We start from the raw sequence: 22,378 nt of genomic DNA on the forward strand, positions 1-22,378 counted from the left end.
CCCGTCCCGTCGCGCCCGTGCCGATGGCGGCAGCGCCCACGGCCGCCGGCAGCCTGCTGCAGACGGTGGCCGCGCTGGCCGCCGTGCTGGCCATCGTCATGGGCCTGGCGTGGATGCTCAAGCGCTTCGGCCCGAAAACCATCACGGGTGGCTCGACGGTGCGCCTGGTTGGCGCGCTGTCCGTGGGCGCGCGCGAGCGCATCCTGGTGGTGGAAGTGGGCGATCAATGGATCGTCGTCGGTGCCTCGCCCGGCCGGATGAACGCGCTGGCGACCCTGCCCCGGCAGGAAGGCGACCCGCTGGCACCCAACACGCTGCAGGCGACCAATTTCGCCGAATGGTTCAAACAGACGATCGACAAGCGCAATGGCAATATCAAGTAAGCTTCTCCGCCGCGGTGGTGTTTTGCTGGCCATGCTGGCCCTGCCGCTGATCGCGGCCGCGGAACCCACCATCCCCGCCTTCACCAGCGGCCCGGCACCGGGCGGCGGCACCCAGTACGGCCTGACGATCCAGACGCTCATCCTGATGACGTCGCTGACCTTCCTGCCGGCCGTGCTGTTGATGATGACGGGCTTTACCCGCATCGTCATCGTGCTGTCGCTGCTGCGCCAGGCGCTGGGCACGCAGTCGGCGCCGCCCAACCAGGTGATGATCGGGCTGGCCCTGTTCCTGACCTTCTTCGTCATGGGCCCCACGTTCGACCGCATCTACACGGAGGCCTACCAGCCCCTGCAGGCCAACCAGATCACGATGCAGCAGGCCATGGAGCGGGGCTCGGCGCCGCTGAAGACCTTCATGCTGAAGCAGACACGCCAGGCCGACCTGGCCCTGTTCGTCAAGATTTCCCGCAGTCCCGCGCTGCAGGGGCCGGAAGACGTGCCGCTGCGCATCCTGATTCCCGCCTTTATCACGAGCGAACTGAAGACGGCCTTCCAGATCGGCTTCGCCATCTTCATCCCCTTCCTTATCATCGACATGGTGGTGGCCTCCGTGCTGATGGCGATGGGGATGATGATGATGTCGCCGGCCGTCATTTCGCTGCCGTTCAAGATGATGCTGTTCGTGCTCGTCGACGGCTGGCAACTGCTGCTGGGCTCGCTGTCCCAGAGCTTCTACTAGGGATCGCCATGACACCGGAAACCGTCATGAGCATGGGCCGCCATGCGATGGAAATCACGCTGATGGTGGCCGCCCCGCTGCTGCTGGTGGCGCTCGTGATCGGCCTGATCGTGTCGATCTTCCAGGCCGCCACGCAGATCAACGAGCAGACCCTGTCGTTCATTCCGAAACTCGTCGGCGTGTTCGTCGCCCTCGTCGTCGCCGGGCCGTGGATGATCTCCGTGCTGACGGACTATATGCGGGAAATCTTCGGCGGCATTCCCAACATGGTCGGGTAAAGCCCGATGCTGCTGCTCTCGGCCGCGGAAATCAATACGTGGATTGCCAGCCTGATCTGGCCTTTGACGCGCATCCTCGGCCTCGTCACGGCCTCGCCCTTTTTCGGCAACGCCCGCATTCCCCAGACCGTGCAGCTGAGCCTGGGCGTGATGATGGCCGTCGCCATCGCCCCCCTCGTCCCGGCCGTGCCCGCCGCCGATCCCGCCTCGTGGGCGGGCCTGCTGATCCTCGCCAAGGAACTGATCACGGGCGTGGCCATGGGCTTCGCCATGCGCGTCGTGTTCGCCGCCGTCGAGATGGCCGGCGAGATCAGCAGCCTGACAATGGGCCTGGGCTTCGCCAGCTTCTTCGATCCCATGTCGCAGGGCCGCTCGTCGGCGATATCGCAATTTCTCGTGTGGATCGCCACCCTGTCGATGCTGGTGGCCAACGTTCACCTGCTGCTGCTCGAAGCACTGGCGGAAAGCTTCTTTACCCTGCCCATCGCCGCCGACGCCTTCCACGGCGGCGGCTTCTGGGCGCTGGCCACGTGGGGTGCCAAGATCTTCAGCGCCGGCCTGCAGCTGGCGATGCCGCTGGTCGCGGCACTGCTGATCGTCAATGTCGCGCTGGGCATCCTGACCCGCGCCGCGCCCCAGCTGAACCTGTTCGGCATCGGCTTCCCGATCACCCTGTCCGCCGGCTTCCTCGTCCTGCTGATCGGCCTGCCCTACCTGGCCACCCCCATGATGAACCTGCTCCACCAGGGCACGGAAAAAGCCCGCCACCTCCCCCGCGCCTTCGCGGGCAAGGGCGACCTGCCCGCCCGCCCCGCCGTGCCGCCCGCGCAGCGCTGACCCCGAGACGCCCCCCGGCGCTGTGGCTTTCGCAAGCTTGCGATGCAACAGCGTCGAGCCTGCGTCCGGGCAGAGGATACCGGAAGTTCCCTATTGAATCGGGCTGGTGGCATCACCGGCGCCAAGCGGCCGCTCAGGCACTCGCGCCTCCGACGCCTGCGGCAAGCGGCAAGGTGTAGCGCTGCTTGCCCAGCCTGCGCGCCCCGGTGCGATCGTAGAAGCGCAGCGCGGCCTCGTTCCACGCCGGCGTTTGCCATTGCATGTCGCGGCAGCCCTGGCGCCGCCCGAACTCCGCCACCGCCGCCATCAACGCACGACCCACGGCGCGGTTGCGCGCCCGTGGGTCCAGGTAGAGGCAATCGAGATGCACGAACGTCCTCGCGCACAGGGTCGAAAAGTCCAGCGTCGCGCTGGCGTAGCCGACGATGTCGCCATCCCGCTCCGCCACCCACGCGTGCAAACGCGCATCCTCCAATGCCTGCGCCAGACGGCTCGCATGCCCGTCAGCCACGTAAGGGAGTTCCTCGAAGGCGGCATGCGCCCGACACAGCGCGGCCAATGCCTGGGCGTCGCCGGCATGGGCTGGCCGCACCCGGGCCGCCTCGGCGCGGTCCATCAGCAGGCGCATTCCATGGCGGGCGCAGCGCGGTCGATCTGCCCCGGTTCGCTACCGCGCGCAAGCGGCTGGCCATCGCGGATCCAGAAATCCAGGCCGCCGAGCATCTCCTTGACCGTGAAACCCAGCGCGGCAAGCTTGTACGCGCCCTTTGTCGAGCCATTGCAGCCGATGCCGTCGCAATAGGTCACATAGGTCTTGCTGCGATCAAGCGCCGCCGTGCTCTCGGCCGTCATCGTCCGATGTGGAAAACTGATGGCGCCAGGCACATGACCTTGCGCGTACAGCGCCATCGAACGCGTGTCGATGACGACAATCGAATCGATCCCCATGTGCAAGTCTTCGGCCACGTCCCAGGCGTCGGCATGAAAACTGAGTTTATGGAGCATGTAATCGCGGGTCTGCTCCGGCGTGGCGGGCGGATAGGAAAGTACCGCGGAGTTGGCGTTTGACATGACAGCCTTTCTTTGTGAGTTGAATTGACAGATGGAATTCTAGGCCGATTTGGCATTAAAATTGATACCAATTCATCACAGCAGATAAGACCAATGCAACAGTCCAGGCCGCGAATGTGGCTCAGCTTGTTCGAAAGCGAGGGGGGCAGCGGCCTGGCGCTGCGTGAACAAGTCTGCGCCGCCTTGCGGCGCGCGATGCGCAGCGGCGCCTTGTCCCTGGGCGAACGCCTGCCCTCGACGCGCGTGCTGGCCCGGGACTTGTCCTTGTCCCGTGTCACCGTCGAGGCGGCCTACGGCCAGCTCGCCATCGAAGGGTATTTACGGCGCAACGTCGGCAAGGGCAGCTTTGTCGCCATCGATCTGGGCGCGGGGGCGCAATCGCCCATCGCTCCCCCGCACCGGTCACCCGGCGCGACCACCCCGTTTTCGCAGCGCGGCCGACGCCTGCTGGAAACCGGCGGCTGCATGGAACCGATGCGCTTGCAGGCCTTTGCTGCCGGCAGCCCGGATCTGCGCGCCTTCCCGGTGGCGCTTTGGCGGCGCGTGCTCAACCGGCGCCTGCGCCTGGATGCCGAGCAACTGATGCGCTATGGCGATCCGCAAGGCCGGCCCGACCTGCGCGCCGCCATCAGCGGCTACCTGGCGCACTCGCGCGGCGTGCGCTGCCATCCCGGGCAGGTGCTGGTGCTGACGAGTTCCCAGCAATGCCTGCAATTGCTGGCCCAAATGCTGCTTGACGACGGCGATGTCGTCTGGATGGAAGACCCCGGCTATGGCGGCGCGCGCGTGGTGTTCGCCGCGGCCGGCGCCAGGGTGGTGAACTTGCCCGTCGATGCGGAAGGCGCGCGCCATGACGACACCATGCCGACGCCGCGCCTGATCTACCTGACACCCGCACACCAGTTTCCTACCGGCCAAACCTTGAGCCTGGCGCGGCGCCGCCAACTGATCGCCTACGCCAGGCGCACCGGGGCCTACCTCGTCGAAGACGATTACGACAGCGAATTCCAGTACGACGGGCGCGCCATGCCGGCCCTGCAAAGCCTGGACGAAGAAGGCCGGGTCATCTATATCGGCAGTTTCTCGAAAACCCTGTTCCCTTCCTTGCGGCTGGCGTACACCGTGCTGCCGGAAGACATGGTCCAGCCACTGCTGGTGGCGCGCAGCGCCTTCGACGGCCATTCATCGCAATTGATGCAGGCGGTAACGGCAGATTTCATCGCGCAAGGTCATTTCGCAGCGCATCTGCGGCTGATGCGGCAGCTCTATCGCAGCCGCCGCGATTGCCTGCTGGACGCCCTCCATACCAATTTGCCTTGGGCCCAGCCCTTGCACAGCGCAGGCGGGCTGCAACTGAGCGTGCGCTTACCGGAAGGAAGCGAAGCTGATCTCACGCGTCGCGCCGCGAGGCTGGGTATCGCCACCCCCAGCCTGAGCGCGCTGCATCACGAGGCAGCCAAGGTGGACGGCTGGCGCCTGGGATTCGCCGCGTTGCGGCCGGAGGATATAACGGCCGCGATCAAGAGCCTGGCGACACTTCGCCAGCTGTAAGCGACCACGCGACGGCAGAAGGTGTCTGACCGCTGCGGCGGACCGGCCGAACTGGCGGCGCGATCAGAGGTAGTTGAACAGCGACAGGCTGGTGGCGGACTTGAAGGTTTGCTGGGCTGCCTGCAGGCTGCTCAGTTGCTGGCTGAAGCGAGTGGCTGCTTCGATCTCGTCGAGCTCGACGAGGTCGGAGATCTGGCTCTTGTACTGGATGTTCATTTCCGAGCCGGAGTCGTCCAGGTAGTCGAGTTCCTTGCCGCGCGCGCCGACCGAGGCCAGCACGGACAGCACATTGTCCGAGGCGTTCTGGACGTTCTGGTTGGCTTCGTTCATGGCGTTGGTCAGCTTGGCGCCCGCCGTGGGGCCCGTGCCGGCCGTGCGCAGCGCGCTGATGACGTTCTGGATCGTCGCGAAGATCGACTGGTTCTTGCTGGGCTCTACGGTGAACTTGTCCGTGTCGGCCGGCTCGCCCTTGATGTCGAAGGTGATGCCGTCGAAGGCAATCGGTTCGCCCGCCTTGTAGTCCGTCAGCGCAATCTTCTCGCTGCCGTCCGTGTCGTCCGTGACGCTGTACTGCATCTTGCCCGTGGTGGCGTCCTTGGCGAACGTGACGGTGTAGTTGTGGCCCGTCAGCTTGGTGGCGTCCGACACGCTGCCCGGCGAGATGATGCCCGTGCCGACGTTCGGCAAATCGGTCGGGTCGGCCGGGTCGGGCACCTGCGGCTTGGTCAGGAAGGTACCGTTGCCGGTGATATTGTTCTCGAAGATCTGGCTGCCCGAGGCGCTGATGGCCATCTTGCGTCCGGACCCCACCTGCAATTCGCGCTGGCCCTGGTCGCCCTGGTAGGTGGCGCCCGTCGACGTCTGCACGAACGGCAAGGTATTGGTCTTGTAGCCGGAAAACAGGTAGCCACCCGTGCCATCGGCCGTGTTGGCCTGGCCCAGCAGGTCGGCCATGCGCGCTTCCAGGTCGACGGCCAGGGTTTCCCGGTCGGCGATGGACAGGCCCGGATTGCCCGCCTTCAGCACGGTGTCCTTGACGTCGGTCAGCAGGTCGCCGATGGTCTGCAGGGTCGTATCGACCTGCGTCAGCGACGAGGCCGCCGTCTGGCGGTTCGTCGCGTACTGGCTGTTCAGTTCCAGCGACTGCGTCACTTCCAGTGCCCGCGCCGACGCGACGGGATCGTCGGCCGGCGTCAGCACGCGGCGCATCGTCGACAGCTGCAGCTGCGTCTTCAGCAGGTTCGACTGCAGGGTGCTGAGCTGGCTGGCGCCCCGTTCGTACATCATGCTGGTGCTGATACGCGTCATGGTCCTGCTCCTAAAATCAATTGCCGATCTGCAGCAGTGTGTCGAACAGCTGCCCGGCGATCTGCATCACCTTGCCGGCGGCCTGGTAGGCCTGCTGGTAGCGCAGCAGGTCGGCCGCTTCCTCGTCGAGGTTGACGCCGGACACGCTTTGCTGCGACGCCCGGGCCTGGTTCACGGCCGTCGTCGCCGAAGCGCTGCCCACCTGCATCTCGCGTGTCTTGTTGCCCACGTAGTTGACGGTGGCCGCATAGCCGCCCTGGAACGTACCGCTGCCGTTGTTGAGGATGTTCTTCGTCTGCAAACCGGCCAGCAGCACGCCGTTGCGGCTGTCGCCGACACCGGAAGTATTGGGTCCGATTGTAAACGTGTCGCCGTCCTTCGGCGCGCCCGCCAGCACGAAGCTGGCGCCATTGAAACTGATGGTGGCGCCTTCGGTGTACGGGATGGTATCGCCGTCCACGTAGGTGTTTTCCGTGCCGTTCGGCTGCTTGATCGTCACCGTCGTGCCGGGCGGGAAACCGTCGATGGTGCGGGTGTTCTTGTCCGCCGGATCGGTCTGGTGGAAGGCGATCGTCACGGGCGTCGTCAGCGGCGTGTCGACATAGGTCGCGTCGACGACACCGGCGCTGATGGTGCCGTTGCCCTTGTTCGACGACGGCACCGACGTGCTGATGGGCGCGGCCAGCGCGATCTTCTTGTAGTCCGTGATGGCCACCGTGATGTCGGCCGCCGCCTGGTACGTGGGGCGCACCTGGAAGCGGTCGCCCTGCTGGCCGTCGCCCGTGAAGTTGTACGTGACGCCGTCGATTTCCGTCGGCGTACCCGGCGCCACGGACGAAGGCGTCACGGCCACGCCATCGGCGCGCTCGAAGTTGTAGTTGCTGCCGTCGAAAGTGACGTTGTAGTCCGCCGCCGTCAGCTTGCTGGCATCCGTGATGGTGGCTTCCACCTTGGCCGTGCTCAGCGGCGAGTTGCGCGTGTCGTAGCCGACATAGGCCTTGATCGGCTTGAAGAAGTCGCCTCCCAGCTCGCCGTTCAGGTCCTGGCCCAGCCGGTGCTGGTCGTTGAAGGCGTCGGCCAGGCCGGCGGCGATCTGCCCCACCTGGTTCTGCACCCGGTCCAGGGTTTCGTTGCGGAAGGCGATCAGGCCGCCCAGGGCGCCACCGGAAAAGGTGTCATCCGGCAGCACGGACTGGCGTCCCGGCGTCTGGTAGGCCACGACGGTACGGTTTGGGTCCGTGGGCGACGTGGTCGAGGCCAGCTCCATGCTGCTCACGCCCACCACCAGGGGCTGGCCCGAGCCGATCGACACGTTCAGCATATTGTTCTCGCCCGGCAGCACCGTCACCTTGACCTGCTGGTTGAGTTCGCGGATCAGCTGGTCGCGCTGGTCCAGCAGATCGTTCGGCGGGTTCAGCGGGTCAGCCGTGGCGGCGGCGATCTTCGTGTTCAGGTCCGCGATCTGGGTCGAGTACGCATTGATGGAGTTGACGGTCGACGCGATCGAGCTGTTGACGCCGCTTTGCAGTTCCGTCAGCCGGCCGGACACTTCGTGGAAGCGCCCCGTCAGGGTCTGCGACGACGACAGCATCGACTCGCGCGCGGCCTGCAGCGACGGCGTCGAGTTGGCCGTCTGCACGCCCTTGAAGAAGTCCTGCAGGGCCGGCGACAGGCCGATGGTGCTGTCCGACAGCATATTGTCGATCTGGCTGATCTGGCCCAGGTAGGCATCGACCGAGCCCTGGTTGGCCTGGGCGTTGAGCAGCTGGGTGTTCAGGAAGTTGTCGTAATAGCGCTTGATCTGGGCAACTTCCGTCCCCGTGCCGATATAGCCGACGCCCTGCGCGATCGGCGGCGTGGTGGACTGCACGATGCCCTGGCGGCTGTAGCCGGGCACGGTGGCATTGGTAATGTTGTGACCCGTCGTGGCGATGCCCGTCTGGGCCGCCATCAAGCCGGTCTTGCCAATGCTGAGGAGGTTGCTCATGGTGTTTTTTCCTGTGCTGAACCTGTTTACGACAAGGTCGGCCGAAACTTGAATGGCGGCCCGCGGGCCGCCCGAAATTGATTAAACGAGTGTCTTGTTGATCACGGCCGCCAGCTTGTTGGCGTAGTTCGGGTCGGTGGCGTAGCCAGCCTTCTGCAGGTTGCGGGCAAACGCGGTGGCGTCGCCGCCGCTGGCCAGCACCTTCTCGTAGCGGGGATTGTTCGTGATCAGCTTGGCGTAATCCTTGAAGCTGTCGGCATAGCTGTCATAGGCGCGGAAGCGCTCGATCTTGCGCGTGGCGCGGCCGTTCACATACTCGGTGGTGGCGACGTCGACCGTCTTACCCTTCCAGTCGCCGCCGGCCTTGATGCCGAACAGGTTGTGGCTGGTGCTGCCGTCGGCCGCCTTGATCTCGCGCCGGCCCCAGCCGCTTTCCAGTGCCGCCTGGCCCAGCATGAACTTGGCCGGCACGCCCGTCGCCTTGCTGGCCGTTTCGGCATGGACGGCCAGCTTGTCGGCGAACGCGCGGACGTGGGCGTGGCGCGACGTGCTGGCGGCCGGGGCCGCTGCCGCCGAGCCGGCCGACGCTGCTGCCGATGCCGCCGCGTTGCCGCCGGCCGCCGCGATCGAGCGCTGCAGCTTGGCCGCATCCAGCATCGAGCGGGTCAGGCCCCCTTCCGGCATGGCCGCATCCGCCATGCCGCCGCCCAGGGCCGCATTCTCGCCGTTCACGCCGGCCGTCTTCGACAGTTGACGGATCAGCACGTCGGCCAGGCCGACGCCCTTCTTGGCGATGTTCTGGCTGGTCTGCTGGTCCAGCATCGTCGTGAACATCTTGGTCTGCTGGTTGTCCAGCATGCCTTCCTGGGGCGACGCATCGCGCATGCTCTTCAACATCATATTGACGAACATGGCCTCGAACTGCGTGGCCGCCGCCTTCGTCGCGTCCGCCGAACCGGCCTTGGCGCCCTGGCGCAACTCGGCCAGGCCCTTGCTGTCGAGGGCAAGCTTGCCGGAAAGGTCGGTGGGCGTGGTGTTCTGGCGGATCATGGCGGCCTCGGCTTCTTGATATTAGATGATTTCCAGCTCGGCGCGCAGGGCGCCGGAGGCCTTCATGGCCTGCAGGATGGCCAGCAGGTCCTGGGGCGACGCGCCGATGGCGTTCAGTGCCTTGACGACGTCGCCCAGCACGGCGCCGCCCTGCACCATCAGCACCTTGCCCGGCGCCTTCTGGATGTCGACGGAACCGGGCTGGGTAATAGCCGTCTGGCCGCCCGACAGCGCGTTCGGCTGGCTCACCTGCGGATCGGCCGACACGGACACGGACAAATTGCCGTGCGAAATCGCGCAGGTCTGCAGGGTGACGGCCTGGTTCATCACGACCGAACCCGTGCGGGCGTTCATGATGACTTTCGCCGCCAGCGCCGCGGGACGCACGTCGATCTCTTCCAGCTGGCCGATGAAGGTGACGCGCTGGTCGCTGGCCGACGGTGCCTGCACGCGGATGACCCTGCCGTCCAATGCATAGGCGATGCCGGCGCCATACTTGCCATTGATGGCCTCGACGACCCGGCTGGCCGTGGCGAAATCGGTGCTGTTCAGCTCCAGGCGGATCTGGCCGCCCTCGCCCAGCGCGTTCGGCACTGCGCGCTCGACGGTTGCGCCGCCGGAAATGCGGCCCACGGACAGGTGGTTGACGACGACGGAGGCGCCGCCGCCGGGCGACTGCGCACCGACGCCGCCGACGAGGATATTGCCCTGCGCCATGCCGTAGATCTGGTTGTCGGCGCCCTTCAACGGCGTCATCAACAAGGTGCCGCCGCGCAGGCTTTTCGCGTTACCCATCGACGAGACGGTGACGTCGAGCATCTGGCCCGGCTGGGCGAACGCGGGCAGCGACGTCGTGACCATCACGGCGGCCACGTTCTTCAACTGCAGGTTGGTACCGGCCGGCAGGCTCACGCCCATCTGCTGCAGCATGGCGGCGATGCTCTGCACCGTGAACGGGGTCTGGGTGGTCTGGTCGCCCGTGCCGTCCAGGCCGACGACGATGCCGTAGCCCATCAGCTGATTCTGGCGCACGCCGGCGATGCTGGCCAGGTCCTTCAGGCGCTCCGCATGGGCCACGGGGGCCTGCAGGCTGGCGACGCACAGGCCGATGACGGCGAGGGTTTTGGCGAAGGTCTTCATCATCAGAATGGCAGCAGGCTCATGAAGAACCGGGAAGCCATCGACGTCAGCTCCGCGCGGTCCAGGTGGGTGTTGGTACGGTACTCGACGCGGGCATCGGCAATGGCCGTCGACGGCACGGTGTTGCCGGCGCCGATGGTGTCGGGGCTGACGACGCCGGAGACGCGGATGAATTCCGTGCCCTTGTCCATCGCCACCTGCTTCTCGCCGGCCACCACCAGGTTGCCGTTCGACAGCACCTCGACCACCGTGACGGCCATCGTGCCCGTGAAGGTGTTGCTGGCCGTCTGGCTGGCCGAGTCGGCCGACTTGTTTTCCGAGTTGGTGCCGATATTGGCGCCCAGCTTGGCCTGCAACGGGCCGGGAATGCCGAAGTTGGCGCTGCCGCTGCGGCTGTTCGAGCTGGCACCGTTCTTCACGGCCGACGTGCGTTCCGTGATGTTGACATTCAGGATGTCGCCCACCAGGCGGGCACGGCGGTCCTCGAAGGCGGGCCGGTAGCTGGCGGCCTGGTAGATGGCGCCGTTGGCGACCGGGTTCTGCAGCGGCGGGATCGGGCGGGCCGACGTCGGGCCGGCCACGATGGTGGTCGGCGTCGACGCGCAGCCGGCCAAGGTGGCGGCAACGAGAACGGAAGCGAAATGGGCGAGTTTCATGCTTATCCTTACAGCTGCGACAGCTTCTGCAGCATCTGGTCCGACGTCGTGATGGCCTTGCTGTTGATCTCGTATGCGCGCTGGGTCTGGATCATGTTGACCATCTCCTCCACCACGTTGACGTTGGACGTCTCGACATAGCCCTGCAGGATGACGCCGGTGCCGTTCTGGCCCGGCTGGTTCTGCTGGGCAGCGCCCGACGCGCCCGTTTCCAGGTACAGGTTCTCGCCCACCGACTGCAGGCCTGTCGGATTGATGAAGGTGGCCAGCTGCAGGCTGCCGATCTGCTGGGCGGCTGCCTGTCCCGGCAGCTGCACGGAGACGGTGCCGTCCTTGGCAACGGTGATGTTGTCGGCGTTGATGGGAATCGTGATGGGCGGCTGCAGCACGTAGCCGCTGGAGGTCACCATCTGGCCGTTGTTATCGCGCTGGAAGGAGCCGTCACGGGTGTAGGCCGTGGCGCCGTCCGGCATCAGCACGGTGAAGAAGCCGTTGCCGTTGACCATCAGGTCCTTGTCGTTGCCGGACGCCTGCGGATTGCCCTGGGTGTGGATGCGTTCGATCGTCACGGGACGCACACCGGTACCGACCTGCATGCCCGATGGCAGCTGGGTCTGCTGCGAGGAATTGGCGCCGGGCTGACGCACGTTTTGGTACAGCAAGTCCTCGAACACGGCACGCGACTTCTTGAAGCCGTTGGTGCTGACGTTGGCGAGGTTGTTGGACACAGTGTCCATCTGTGTCTGCTGCGCTTCCATGCCGGTCTTGGCAATCCAGAGCGAACGAATCATCTGCTTTCTCCCGTAGTGCCGGCGGAGATTCGCCGGACAAACTTACATAGGAGCATTATGCAGGGGGGGCGATCAATTCAAAGCGAGGATCTGGCTGGCTTTCGCGGCGTTATTCTCGGCATTCTTCAGCAGGCTCATTTGCGTGTCGAAGGACCGGGCCAGCGCGATCATGCTGACCATCGCATCGACCGGATTGACATTGCTGCCTTCCAGGCAACCATCGGCCAGGCGCACGCCCTGGTCGGCCTGGGCCACTTCGCCCGAGGTCTGCCGGAACAGGCCGTCGTCGCCCCGCACCAGGCCGGCCGTGGGTGGATTGACGAGCTTGATGCGGCCCAGCACATTGGCGGGCCCCGGCTGGGTCTGGCTGGTGTCGATGCCGCTGACGGTGCCGTCGGCGGCGATATTGACTTCCATGTTCGGCGGCACGGCAATCGGGCCGTTCTCGCCCTGCAGGGTCAGGCCGCCACTGGTCTGCAGCAGGCCGTTCTCGCTGATCTTCAGGCCGCCGGCCCGGGTATAGGCTTCGGAACCGTCGGTCGACTGCACCGCCAGCCAGCCCTCGCCCCGCACGGCCACGTCCAGCGGGCGACCCGTCGTTTCGATGGGGCCGGCCCGGTAGTCGGCGCCGACCGTGTTGCCGACAACGAAGGTACGCGTCGGCAGGCCTTCGGCCACGACGGGCACGGCGCGGAAGGTATCGAGCTGGGCCCGGAAACCGTTCGTGGTGGCGTTGGCAAGGTTGTTGGCGGTGGTGGCCTGCTGGTCCAGGATGTGCCTGGCGCCGGTCATGGCGGTGTAGACGAGTTTGTCCATGGTGGTCTCCGGTGGCGCCGCCCGCGGCGCGAACGCCGGGGCTGCGGGAACGACGATTAGCGCAGGTTGACCAGGGTCTGCATGACGGAATCCTGCGTCTTGATGGTCTGGGCATTGGCCTGGTAGACGCGCTGGGCCGTGATCATGTCGACCAGCGCTTCCGTCAGGTCGACGTTGGACGCCTCGACCGACGACGAGCGCAGCTGGCCCATGCCGCCTTCGCCCGGCACGCCGATCTGCGGCACGCCGGAGCCGGAGCTTTCCGCCCACGCGTTGTTGCCCAGCGGGGTCAGGTTCTCGACGCTGGTGAAGTCGGCCAGCACGATCTGCGCCAGCGGCTTGGACTTGCCGTTGCTGTACTGGCCCATGATGACGCCGTTGTCGTCCGTGGCGAAGCGCTGCAGGCTGCCCGACGAGTAACCATCCTGGGTCGACATCTTCTCGCTGGTGGCCGTGCCGTACTGCGTGCTGCCGTCGAAGGTGGTCGAGATCGCCATGTTCAGCTCGGCGCCATTGTCCGGGAAGATGGGCAGGTTGATGGTGAACGGCAAGGTGCTGGGCGGGTTGGCCGAGGCCATCGCGGCCGTGTCGATCTGGCCCGTCGTCGAGAAGCGCAGGGTGCCCACCTTGGTGGCCGGCACGTTCACGGCGGCGGCGAAGGCGGCGTCGATGCGTTCCGGCGTGTAGCTGTCCATGCCGCCGATATTGGTGCTGCCGTTGTACAGCGCGTTGATGGCCGTCGTCACCGAGGCCGGTGCACCGGCCGTGCCGGCAGCCGCTTCCACGGCGGTGCCCAGTGCCGTCGCATAGGCGCCGCGGGTGGCAATGATGTCGGCCGACACGCCCGATGCCAGCGCGTCCTGGAAGGCCTTGCGCGCGGTCGAGATGGTCGTATCGCTCAGGGTGGCCGTCATGATGGCCTTCGAGTCGACCTGCACGCCGTCGTTGGCCGCATACACGTCCCAGTCGCCGCTGCCCAGGCTGACGTAGTACATGCCCATGATGTGTTCGTTACCGAGCGAGTCGTAGACGGGCAGCACGGTCTGCTTGGTGTAGGAGGTCGGATCGGACGCGTCGAACGGCTGGGTCTTCGGCGTCGTCGAGTTCGAGCTCAGGTTGATCTGCAGGTTGGCCTTGGTGGTCTGCACGGGGGCCAGGTCGGACGAGTCGATCGTGATCGGCACGGGCGCGCCCTGCAGGATGACGCCATCCTTGTTGGCCACGTAGCCCGTCAGCGCGGCGCCCTGGGCATTGACGATGCCGCCGTTCTTGTCCATCGAGAACTGGCCGTTGCGGGTGTACTGGATGGCGCCGTCCACGGTGGTGCGGAAGAAGCCGCCGCCGTTGATGGAAATGTCCAGCGGGTTATTGGTTGTTTCGATATTGCCCTGGGTGAACTGCTGGGCCAGGCGGGCGACCGTCACGCCAATGCCGGGGTTGTTGCCGCTGATACCGTTCAGCGAGTTCGCGTACAGGTCGGCGAACTGCGCTTCCGAGCTCTTGAAACCGACCGTGCTGGCGTTGGCGATATTGTTGCCGATGACGTCGAGCGACTTGGTGGCGCCGTTCAGACCGCTGAGACCTTGTTGGAACATGATGTACCCCTGTCAGAAATGGGATTGCAATGAATTAAGAGCCGACGGGGGTCGGCTTACAGGACCTGTTTGATGTCGTCCATGCTCAGTTGTCCGAGCGATGGCACGTTGAGCTTGGCGCCGGTGGGGCCGGTCGACACGCTGGCGACGGTGCCGAAGGCCAGCGTCTGGGCGTCCGTCAGTGGCTGGCCGCCCGTCGTCGCCGTCATGGCGATGGCGTACTTGCCGTCGGCCGCCGTGCTGCCGTCGGACAGCTTGCCGTCCCAGATCAGCGGCTGCACGCCCGGTTCGACGTTCGTCATTTCAATGGTGTGCACCACCTTGCCGCTGGCGTTCCGGATCTCGACGGCCAGCTTGTCCGCATACGAGCCCGTTTCGATGCCGAAGATGCCCTTGCCTTCGGCCACCTGCATGGTCTTGCCGGGGGCCAGCACGCCATGGTTGATCATGTTGACGGCCTGGGCCGACGTGGTGGCGGCGTAGTCCGTCTTCAGCGACTCCAGCGTGTCGTTGAGCTTGTTGATGCCCGTGACCGTGTTCAGCTGCGCCAGCTGGCTCGTGACCTGGGCGTTGTCCAGCGGATTCAGGGGGTCCTGGTTCTTCAGCTGTGTGATCAGGAGGGTCATGAACTTGTCCTGCTCGGCCGAAATCTCGCTGCTGCTGCTTTTTTCCTTCGGATTCACGGCATTCATCAGCGAGGACGAAGGCGAGGACACGGTATTGGTGGTGGTGATCGACATGGCGTTCTTGATTATTGACCGATGGTCAGGGTTTTCAGCAGCAGGCTCTTGGCGGCGTTCATGGTTTCCACATTGTTCTGGTAGGAACGGGAAGCGGACAGCATGTTCACCATTTCATCGACCACATTCACGTTCGGCATCTCGACATAGCCCTTCTCGTCGGCCAGCGGGCTTTTCGGGTCGTACACCAGCTTCATCGGCGACGGGTCCTCGATCACCTGCTGCACCTTGACGCTGGTAGCCGTGTTGTCGGCGCTGGGCGTGGCTTCGAACACCACCTGCTTGGCCCGGTAGGCCTGGCCGCTGGCGCTGGTGGCGCTGTCGGCATTGGCCAGGTTGCTGGCCACCACATTCAGGCGCTGCGACTGGGCACTCATGGCCGAGCCGGAGACATTGAAGATATTAAAGAGCGACATGCTTACTGACCTCCCGTGATGACATTCAGCAGGCCCTTGATCTGGCTGTTGATGAAGTTCACGCCCGCTTCGTAGCGCAGCGCGTTGTCGGCGAACTGGTTGCGCTCGACATCCATGTCGACCGTGTTACCGTCCACCGCGCCCTGCACGATGCCCCGGTACTGCAAGGGCGTGCCGTTGGCCAGCGTGCCGGCGCCGTGCGGCGGCAGCTCGTAGTGTTTCGGCGCCGTCGTCTTCAGCGGACCGCCCTTGTTGACATCGAGCGCCGACTGCAAGGCGCTGGAGAAGTCGATATCGCGGGCCTTGTAGTTCGGGGTGTCCGCGTTGGCGATATTTGAAGCGAGCACGCTCTGGCGCGTCGAGCGCAGGCTCAGTGCCGTTTCATTGAATCGCAGGTGATCGTCGAGTTTGCCTAGCATGGTCTTCCTTCCATCGGTGACAGGATCGATGATACGGATGCTGTACGGCAATTAAAGCGCGGAGGAAGCGCGGCTTTATGGTCCTGTTCGCCGCTTTCGTCCTGCCGGGGATGCCGCATGATGGCTGCATTCACGGAGATTCTTGCCCAATGAAAACATTCTACACAGTTCTGTCCGGCGTCATGCTGGCCGCGTTGCTGAACGGCAACGCGACGGCCGCCGAAGCGATGGACCCGGCCAAGCTGCGCCAGGCGGTCGACGCTTTCCTGCAAGTGCAGAGCGCCGGCCTGCCCGGCAAGGTCACGGTCACGGTCGGCAATGTGGACGCCCGCATGAAGCTGGCCGCCTGCCCCGCGCCGGAAGCATTTTTAATGCCGGGTAGCAAGCCCTGGGGCAAGACGACGGTGGGCGTGCGCTGTGCGGCCCCGTCACCGTGGACGGTGTATATTCAGGCGAACGTCTCCGTATTGGGCAACTACATTGCCGCTGCCGCCCCCGTGCCGCAGGGCCAGCCCATCGTCGACAGCCAGCTGGCGACCATGCAAGGCGACCTGACGACGATGCCGGCCAGCATCGCCACGGACAAGGCGCAGGTGCTGGGCCGAACCAGCAATATTGCCATCTCGGCCGGCATGCCGCTGCGGCTGGACAGCCTGCGCATCAAGCCCGTCGTGCAGAGCGGCCAGCTGGTGCGGCTCGTGTCGAACGGCCCCGGCTTCAAGGTCTCGGCCGAGGCAAAAGCGGTCGCCAACGCCGCCGACGGGCAGGTGGTGCAGGTTCGCACGGCCGGTGGACAACACATCAGCGGCATCGCCCGCGCGGGCGGCATGGTGGAAGTGGCATTCTGAATATTTCGGCGGCAGCGCTAAAGTTCGCGGCGGCAATGCCGTTAAATGACTCGTACACCGGAGTAAAAAGCTCCTACCAACGAGGAAGATGCTGTGAAAATCAACGATCCAGTGAAGAGCAACAGTTTGCCGGTCAACACGCCGGCGAACAATGCACGCACCAACGCGAGCAATACCGCGGCCACGTCGGCGAACAACGCCGCCACGGCAGCGAGCACGTCCGCGACGGCCGCGCAGGCCGGCACGGACAATGTCCGCCTGTCCTCCCAGGGCCAGGCGATGGCGGCAAGCAGCAGCAGTGGGGTGTTCGACACGAAAAAGGTCGAGCGCATCAAGCTGGCAATTGCCGATGGTCAATTCCAGGTTAATTCCGAAAAAGTGGCGGATGGCTTGCTCGATACGGTCAAGGATCTGCTGCACTCCAGAAAGAGGTAGATATGCATAACGGCGCCATCACATCCCCCATGCAAAGCCTGCGGGCCGAGCACAAGTTGATCGTTTCGCTGCAGGCTTTGCTGCAACAGGAACAGGACCTGCTGGTGAGCGCCGATATCGACAGCCTGGAGCAGGTCACGCCCCGCAAGGCCGACCTGATCAACGAAATGGCCCTGCAGGCCAACCAGCGCCACCGTGCCCTCGGCCTGGCCGGTTTCGCGCCGCGCGAGGCCGGCATGGAAGCGTGGCTGGCAGCGCACGGCACGCCGGAAGACGTGGCCTTGTGGCAGGACGTGCTGGCGCAGACCCGCGAAGCGAAGGAACTGAACCGCCTGAACGGCATGCTGATCAACCGCCAGCTGAGCCATACGCAGGGCGCACTGCAGGCGCTGCGGCCGCAATCGCAGGCCGGCGTCTACGGCCCCAGCGGCCGGCCCGCCACCAACGCCGTGTCGCGCGGCTTCGTGGCGCGCTAAGGCTAAAGCCACACTGCTCTCCCAGCTAAAACCGGGCGCTGCCCGGTTTTTTGTTTCACCGCGCCAGCGCACTGGGTTATCCTGTTCCTCGTCACCATCGATAACTGAAAGTCATCCCTTGCCGGAACCCATCTCGGACCAGCGCCGCGCCCATGTGCGCCGGCTGCTGCAAGTCGACGCCTCGCTGACCGATCCCGCCGGCAGCGACCATGTCTGGCGTGCCCAGCTGGTCGACATCGCCCGCATGGGCGTCGGCTTCGTCACGACGGAAATGCTGCCCGAGGACGGCCATTACGTGCTGGACTTCCGCTTCCCCGACAGCACTATCCATGACAAGGTCGAGATCGTCATTGTCTACCGCCGCGCCATCGGCACGGAGGGCCGCTTTCACTACGGCGCGCGGATTCACGCGATGGCACAGGACTGCGTGGACCGGATCGTCGAGTATGTGACGCGGGCCGAGCCCCCGGCTGCGCAGCGCTAACCCGATGCGGTGATCCTTTCCTATGTAAAATAGTGGATTAAGGACAACATCGGAGCAGTCATGGCCCTTGGCCGCCTGGTCGTTTTTTGCATGGCCCTGTTGGCCAGCTGCCCTGTGTGGGCGGCCCCGCCGCCGGCCGACGGCGTCACGCATGAACGCCGCCGCTGGACCCAGGCCGATGGCGCGCCGCAACAGTCGTACAAGATGACGCAGGACGACCGTGGCCTGCTCTGGTTCAGTTCGCCCGCCGGCCTGACCAGCTTTGACGGCGTGCGTTTCCGCCCCGAGCACACCGTCTTCGGGCACCCGCTGGCATCGCCCAGCGTCTCGCTCGTCATGGCCCTGCCCGGCGGGCGCATCGCCGTCGGCTACCACTTCGGCGGCCTGGACATCTTCTCCCGCACGGGTGTACAGCGTTTCGTGGCCGGCAAGAACTTCCCCGCCGGCTCCACCCTGTCCCTCGTGCTGGACCGCGATGGCATGCTGCACGCCTGCACCACCAGCGGCCTGGTGCGCCTGCGCCAGGGCCGCTGGGAAACGTTCGGCAAGGAGTCGCTGCCGACCGGCATGCCGACGGCCATCGTGTTCGACCGCGACGACACCTTGTGGGTCAGCGTCAACGCCACCTATTACGCCCGCCGCAGCGGCACCGCAACCTTCGTGAAGCAACTGGCGGCCGACGACCAGTGGCTCACCACCGTCGGCGGCGTCGTGCACACCGTCACGCGTGACCGGGGCCTGGTGCGGCTGCGCTTCGGCGGCCCGGTCGAGCAGGTGCGGATGGAAAAGCCGGCCACCGGTGCGCCCGCGCTGTACCAGAACGGCATGTTCGACGGCCCCGGCGGCAGCCTGTGGTACCAGCGCGCCGATGGCGTGGCGCGCATGGCGCCCGGCGCGGACGGCGTGCTGCATGCCGTCGAAGTCTTCCCCTACCCCGCCGGCAATGGGGATGCTCCCCACACGGGCATGGTCGACCGCGAAGGCAACCTGTGGCTGATCGCCTACGAGAGCATCGAACGCTACCGCCCGCACCGCTTCCGCCAGGTGCCCGTGACGAAGGAAAGCCTGGCATGGATGGCGCAGCGGGGCTTCGGCGACGAGCTGTGGCTGGGCTCGCCGGAAAGCCCGCTGCGGCGCATGCAGGCGGACGGCACCATGCGCGCGACCGAAGTACTGTCGCCCAACGCCTTGCTGCGGGTGGCGGACGACCACGTGTGGGTCGGCACGGCCAGGGAACTGTGGGAGTTCCATGGCGCGTCCGAACGCCGCATCGACCTGCCCGCCCCGCTGGGCACGCGCTATGAGATCCAGAGCCTGGCGCGCGACAGGGCCGGACGGCTGCTGGTGTCGATCATCCGCAACGGCATCTGGATCTTCGACGCCGACGGCTGGCGCCAGGACCCGCGCATGCGGGGCGTGCCCGAGCCGACACCGCTGAGCATGCTGACGGACAAGGCCGGCCGCACGTGGCTGAGCCTGGTCAACGAGCGCTTCGGCGAACTGACGCAGGACGGCTTCCGGCTGCTGCCGGCCAATGTCGGCATGCAGGTCGGGACGGGCACTGCCATGCTGGACGTGGCCGGGCGCGTGCTGCTGGGTGGCGACCGGGGCGTGGCCTGGCTGCGCGGCGACCGCGCCGTGCCGATGCGGCTGGCGGGCGACGACGCAGTGGGACGGGTCAGCGGCATGGCCGTGGATGGCACCGGCAGCCTGTGGCTGCATGGCGACAAGGGCCTGTACCGCCTGACGGCCGCGCAGTTGCAGCGCTTCTGGCAGGCGCCGGACCAGCCGGTCGACGCGGAGCTGTTCAATTTCGAGGATGGCGTGCGCGGCCTGCCGGCCCAGGTGCGCCCCCTGCCGTCGCTGGCCGTGGCCCATGGCGGCCGGCTCTATTACGCCACCATGTCGCAGGTGGGCTGGATCGATGCGGCCAGTATCCAGCGCAATCCCCGCCCGCCCGGCGTGCTGGTGCAGTCGCTGTACGCGGCTGGACGCGCATACGACGCTGCCGACGGCCTGGTGCTGCCCGAGCGCACCACGGCGGTCGACATCGCCTTCACGGCGACGGCCCTGTCCGTGCCGGAACGGGTCAAGTTGAAGTATCGGCTCGACGGCGTCGATGGCGACTGGCGCGACGCCCGCCGGGAACGCGGCGCCCAGTACACCAACCTGGCACCCGGCCGCTACCGCTTCCACGTCATCGCCGCCAACGAGGACGGCGTGTGGAACCGCACCGGCGCCGGATTCGCCTTCGAGATCCGGCCCGCATTCTGGCAGACGTGGTGGTTCCGGCTGGCCTGCGCGGCGGCCCTGCTGCTGTTGCTTGCCCAGATGTACCGCTGGCGCATGGCCGTCGTGCGTCGCCGCGCCGAGGAGCGCACGGCGGCGCGGCTGGACGCGACGATGCAGGAGCGCAACCGCATCGCGCGCTCCCTGCACGACAACCTGCTGCAGGCCGTGCAGGCCCTGATCCTGCGCTTCCACATGGTGCAGACGCGCCTGCCGAAGGAACCGGAATTGCAGGCCATGCTGGACAAGGTGCTGGGCTATGCGGAAAAACTGGTGGCCCATGCCCGCGACGAAGTGCTGGCCCTGCGGCAGGCGCCGCCGTGCGCGGAACTGCTGGACGAGCTGCGCGGCGCACTGGAAAAAGCCGCGCCGGGCGCGGACGGGCTGCTCGACTTCGAAACAAAGGGCACACCGCGCCCCTTGCACAACGACACGGCCGTGGAGTTGCTGTACGTGCTGCGCGAAGCCGTCGTCAACAGCGCCCGCCATGCCGGCGGCACCCGCATCACGGTGCGCCTGCATTTTGGCGACGACATGCTGGAAGGCGAAGTCGCGGACGACGGCATCGGTATCGATCCCGTCATCGCGGCAACGGGCCGGGCCGGGCACTGGGGCCTGGCCGGCATGCGCGAACGGATGGCCCGGGTGGGCGGCACCCTGGCCGTCGGCCCGGGCGATGGTGCTGGCGTGCTGGTGCGCTTCGCCATCCCGGCCGGGCGCGCCTATGGGGGCTGACCTGCCTACTGGGGACGTTCCGGATCAGTCCGTCGTTCAGGCGGATCGCCCTCCTCGAAGCCCGCCACGAACAGCAGCAACAAGTCATTGGCAACCTTTTCGTCGCCTGCTTCGAGCAGGTCATTGGCGATCTTCGTCAGCTCGACCGGGTCGGCCTTGACGTCCCGCTGGTCGATGGCATGTCGCGTGATTTTACCAAGCTGAAACGCCAGCTCGGCAATCGTCGTGTTTCCTGTTGCACTCATCTTGCATCCTTATATTGTGGGCACGCAGTGGTCCAAGCTGGCCGCTGTCGCTGGCCGAACCCGGCCGTTCGACGCAGGATAGCAGATCGCTGTTTCGGGACGTTGCGGGTGCCAGGGTACGGCAGGAAACACCCCGATGCGGTGGTTCATATGGCTCTCGCCGAGATAACGACCACTCCATCAGATTAAGGAACGTGCAGAGCAGCACTAAACGCCGAAGATTTAGGGCGACCTATAATGCAATCCTCTTTCCTTGCGCTTCCACCCTATGCAATCTTCATCATTTTTCGAGTCTGTCTTCAATGGCAGCTCGGCTGGTACCTGCATATTGACGGCCTCCCCTGACCCGATAATTCTTGCCGTAAACGACGCCTTCGTGCAGGGCGCGTCCAGGACCCGGGAAGACCTGGTAGGGCGACTGCTTTTCGACGCCTTCCCGGAAAGCCCCGATGACGTCGAGGACACAGGAGCAGCAGCGCTGCGGGCGTCGCTGGTCAGGGTCCTCGAGACCGGAACGGCGCAGGCCATGCCGGCACAACGCTACCCCATCGAAGTCCCCCAGGGCAGCGGCGAGGTCTGTTACGAAGAGCGCTACTGGAGCGCATTGAATACCCCTATTTTTGACGAAAACCGCCAGCTGATCTGCGTCTCGCATACGACGACGGATATTACCGATCAGGTTCGCGCTGAACTGGCACTGCGGGAAAGCGAAGAGCGGCTGCGTGCTTACATTGTGGCCACTTCGGATGTCGTCTACCGTATGAGTCCGGACTGGAAGTACATGCATGGACTGGACGGGCGCGGGATTTTGAAGACCACCACCGAGTGGGCAGAATGGAAAATGGAAGAGTACGTGCATCCGGACGAACGCGAACGCAGTCGTGCTGCGATCGAGACTGCAATTCGTCAGAAGAGCGTCTTCGACCTGGAACATCGCGTTCTCCGTGCCGATGGCACATACGGCTGGGTAATCCCCCCATTTTTAGAGCACGCTAAAAGTAGAGGTTAAGCGGCAAGTGCCAATTTCTGTTTTGGCGTGATACCGCCGAGCGCCATATTGGGTCGGTCGTGATTGTAGGTCCACAACCA

Annotated in this window: 25 protein-coding genes; 11 read left to right on the top strand and 14 right to left on the bottom strand. The window is 65.6% G+C overall.

What is annotated here, in order from left to right:
* The 4 genes from fliO to fliR all read left to right on the top strand — a co-directional run.
* Window positions 1–383 (top strand): flagellar biosynthetic protein FliO (fliO, locus tag GM672_RS23085; protein WP_229417893.1); only part of this gene is annotated, 383 nt, incomplete at its 5' end.
* Window positions 367–1,122, top strand: a complete 756-nt coding sequence (fliP, locus tag GM672_RS23090; protein WP_155472879.1) for a flagellar type III secretion system pore protein FliP — start codon at window positions 367–369, stop codon at window positions 1,120–1,122. The genes fliO and fliP, both read left to right, overlap by 17 nt.
* 8 nt (window positions 1,123–1,130) lie before the next feature.
* The gene (gene fliQ, locus GM672_RS23095) at window positions 1,131–1,400 is read left to right on the top strand and encodes a flagellar biosynthesis protein FliQ (RefSeq protein ID WP_155472880.1); all 270 of its coding nucleotides are present in this window, start codon (window positions 1,131–1,133) and stop codon (window positions 1,398–1,400) included.
* 6 nt (window positions 1,401–1,406) lie between these two features.
* Window positions 1,407–2,237 carry a flagellar biosynthetic protein FliR gene (gene fliR, locus GM672_RS23100; protein WP_155472881.1) on the top strand — a complete coding sequence of 277 codons (831 nt, stop codon included), beginning with the start codon at window positions 1,407–1,409 and terminating at the stop codon, window positions 2,235–2,237.
* A gap of 133 nt (window positions 2,238–2,370) precedes the next feature.
* On the opposite strand, the gene GM672_RS23105 is transcribed toward fliR, so the two are convergent.
* Both GM672_RS23105 and GM672_RS23110 read right to left on the bottom strand, forming a co-directional pair.
* Window positions 2,371–2,865, bottom strand: coding sequence for a GNAT family N-acetyltransferase (locus tag GM672_RS23105; RefSeq protein ID WP_155472882.1), 495 nt, complete (start codon window positions 2,863–2,865; stop codon window positions 2,371–2,373).
* Entirely contained in the window at window positions 2,853–3,308 is a 456-nt protein-coding gene (locus tag GM672_RS23110; RefSeq protein WP_155472883.1) for a rhodanese-like domain-containing protein, read from the bottom strand. Before GM672_RS23110 ends, GM672_RS23105 begins: the two co-directional genes overlap by 13 nt.
* A gap of 93 nt (window positions 3,309–3,401) precedes the next feature.
* On the opposite strand from GM672_RS23110, the gene pdxR reads away from it, so the two are divergent.
* A complete protein-coding gene (pdxR, locus tag GM672_RS23115; protein ID WP_155472884.1) occupies window positions 3,402–4,859 on the top strand; it encodes a MocR-like pyridoxine biosynthesis transcription factor PdxR in 1,458 nt (485 codons plus the stop codon).
* A 63-nt stretch (window positions 4,860–4,922) separates the two neighbouring features.
* Here the strand turns inward: pdxR and flgL are convergent, their stop codons facing one another.
* The 11 genes from flgL to flgB all read right to left on the bottom strand — a co-directional run bounded on the left by flgL (window position 4,923) and on the right by flgB (window position 15,777).
* Window positions 4,923–6,167: a flagellar hook-associated protein FlgL gene (gene flgL / locus GM672_RS23120; RefSeq protein ID WP_229417894.1), complete on the bottom strand. Its 1,245-nt coding sequence runs from the start codon at window positions 6,165–6,167 to the stop codon at window positions 4,923–4,925.
* A 16-nt stretch (window positions 6,168–6,183) separates the two neighbouring features.
* Window positions 6,184–8,154: a flagellar hook-associated protein FlgK gene (gene flgK, locus GM672_RS23125; protein WP_155472885.1), complete on the bottom strand. Its 1,971-nt coding sequence runs from the start codon at window positions 8,152–8,154 to the stop codon at window positions 6,184–6,186.
* Between the two features lie 81 nt (window positions 8,155–8,235).
* A complete protein-coding gene (gene flgJ, locus GM672_RS23130) occupies window positions 8,236–9,204 on the bottom strand; it encodes a flagellar assembly peptidoglycan hydrolase FlgJ (RefSeq protein WP_155472886.1) in 969 nt (322 codons plus the stop codon).
* A 21-nt stretch (window positions 9,205–9,225) separates the two neighbouring features.
* Complete coding sequence (locus GM672_RS23135) at window positions 9,226–10,344, bottom strand: flagellar basal body P-ring protein FlgI (RefSeq protein ID WP_155472901.1); 1,119 nt, start codon at window positions 10,342–10,344, stop codon at window positions 9,226–9,228.
* Window positions 10,345–10,346: 2 nt separating this feature from the next.
* Window positions 10,347–11,000: a flagellar basal body L-ring protein FlgH gene (locus tag GM672_RS23140; RefSeq protein ID WP_155472887.1), complete on the bottom strand. Its 654-nt coding sequence runs from the start codon at window positions 10,998–11,000 to the stop codon at window positions 10,347–10,349.
* An 8-nt stretch (window positions 11,001–11,008) separates the two neighbouring features.
* Window positions 11,009–11,791: a flagellar basal-body rod protein FlgG gene (gene flgG / locus GM672_RS23145; protein WP_155472888.1), complete on the bottom strand. Its 783-nt coding sequence runs from the start codon at window positions 11,789–11,791 to the stop codon at window positions 11,009–11,011.
* A gap of 72 nt (window positions 11,792–11,863) precedes the next feature.
* Complete coding sequence (locus tag GM672_RS23150; protein WP_155472889.1) at window positions 11,864–12,607, bottom strand: flagellar basal body rod protein FlgF; 744 nt, start codon at window positions 12,605–12,607, stop codon at window positions 11,864–11,866.
* A 56-nt stretch (window positions 12,608–12,663) separates the two neighbouring features.
* Window positions 12,664–14,202 carry a flagellar hook protein FlgE gene (locus GM672_RS23155; RefSeq protein WP_155472890.1) on the bottom strand — a complete coding sequence of 513 codons (1,539 nt, stop codon included), beginning with the start codon at window positions 14,200–14,202 and terminating at the stop codon, window positions 12,664–12,666.
* Between the two features lie 56 nt (window positions 14,203–14,258).
* Window positions 14,259–14,942 carry a flagellar hook assembly protein FlgD gene (locus GM672_RS23160; protein WP_155472891.1) on the bottom strand — a complete coding sequence of 228 codons (684 nt, stop codon included), beginning with the start codon at window positions 14,940–14,942 and terminating at the stop codon, window positions 14,259–14,261.
* Between the two features lie 11 nt (window positions 14,943–14,953).
* Window positions 14,954–15,358, bottom strand: coding sequence for a flagellar basal body rod protein FlgC (gene flgC / locus GM672_RS23165; protein WP_155472892.1), 405 nt, complete (start codon window positions 15,356–15,358; stop codon window positions 14,954–14,956).
* A 2-nt stretch (window positions 15,359–15,360) separates the two neighbouring features.
* On the bottom strand, window positions 15,361–15,777 hold the full coding sequence (gene flgB, locus GM672_RS23170) for a flagellar basal body rod protein FlgB (RefSeq protein ID WP_155472893.1): 417 nt from the start codon (window positions 15,775–15,777) through the stop codon (window positions 15,361–15,363).
* 149 nt (window positions 15,778–15,926) lie between these two features.
* Between flgB and flgA the strand changes: the two genes are divergently transcribed.
* From flgA to GM672_RS23195, 5 genes are all read left to right on the top strand, one after another.
* The gene (gene flgA, locus GM672_RS23175; protein ID WP_155472894.1) at window positions 15,927–16,625 is read left to right on the top strand and encodes a flagellar basal body P-ring formation chaperone FlgA; all 699 of its coding nucleotides are present in this window, start codon (window positions 15,927–15,929) and stop codon (window positions 16,623–16,625) included.
* Between the two features lie 93 nt (window positions 16,626–16,718).
* Window positions 16,719–17,060, top strand: a complete 342-nt coding sequence (gene flgM, locus GM672_RS23180; RefSeq protein ID WP_170300204.1) for a flagellar biosynthesis anti-sigma factor FlgM — start codon at window positions 16,719–16,721, stop codon at window positions 17,058–17,060.
* 2 nt (window positions 17,061–17,062) lie between these two features.
* Window positions 17,063–17,536, top strand: a complete 474-nt coding sequence (locus GM672_RS23185) for a flagella synthesis protein FlgN (RefSeq protein WP_229417895.1) — start codon at window positions 17,063–17,065, stop codon at window positions 17,534–17,536.
* A 118-nt stretch (window positions 17,537–17,654) separates the two neighbouring features.
* Window positions 17,655–18,020 carry a PilZ domain-containing protein gene (locus tag GM672_RS23190; protein WP_170300205.1) on the top strand — a complete coding sequence of 122 codons (366 nt, stop codon included), beginning with the start codon at window positions 17,655–17,657 and terminating at the stop codon, window positions 18,018–18,020.
* 60 nt (window positions 18,021–18,080) lie between these two features.
* Window positions 18,081–21,044 (top strand): sensor histidine kinase, encoded by a 2,964-nt coding sequence (locus GM672_RS23195; RefSeq protein ID WP_155472896.1) that lies wholly within the window; start codon window positions 18,081–18,083, stop codon window positions 21,042–21,044.
* A gap of 5 nt (window positions 21,045–21,049) precedes the next feature.
* On the opposite strand, the gene GM672_RS23200 is transcribed toward GM672_RS23195, so the two are convergent.
* Window positions 21,050–21,289, bottom strand: a complete 240-nt coding sequence (locus tag GM672_RS23200) for a hypothetical protein (protein WP_155472897.1) — start codon at window positions 21,287–21,289, stop codon at window positions 21,050–21,052.
* A gap of 268 nt (window positions 21,290–21,557) precedes the next feature.
* On the opposite strand from GM672_RS23200, the gene GM672_RS23205 reads away from it, so the two are divergent.
* Window positions 21,558–22,298 carry a PAS domain-containing protein gene (locus GM672_RS23205; RefSeq protein WP_155472898.1) on the top strand — a complete coding sequence of 247 codons (741 nt, stop codon included), beginning with the start codon at window positions 21,558–21,560 and terminating at the stop codon, window positions 22,296–22,298.
* The last annotated feature ends 80 nt before the right edge of the window (window positions 22,299–22,378 follow it).

Source organism: Pseudoduganella buxea (assembly GCF_009720835.1).
Classification (GTDB): Bacteria; Pseudomonadota; Gammaproteobacteria; order Burkholderiales; family Burkholderiaceae_D; genus Rugamonas; species Rugamonas buxea.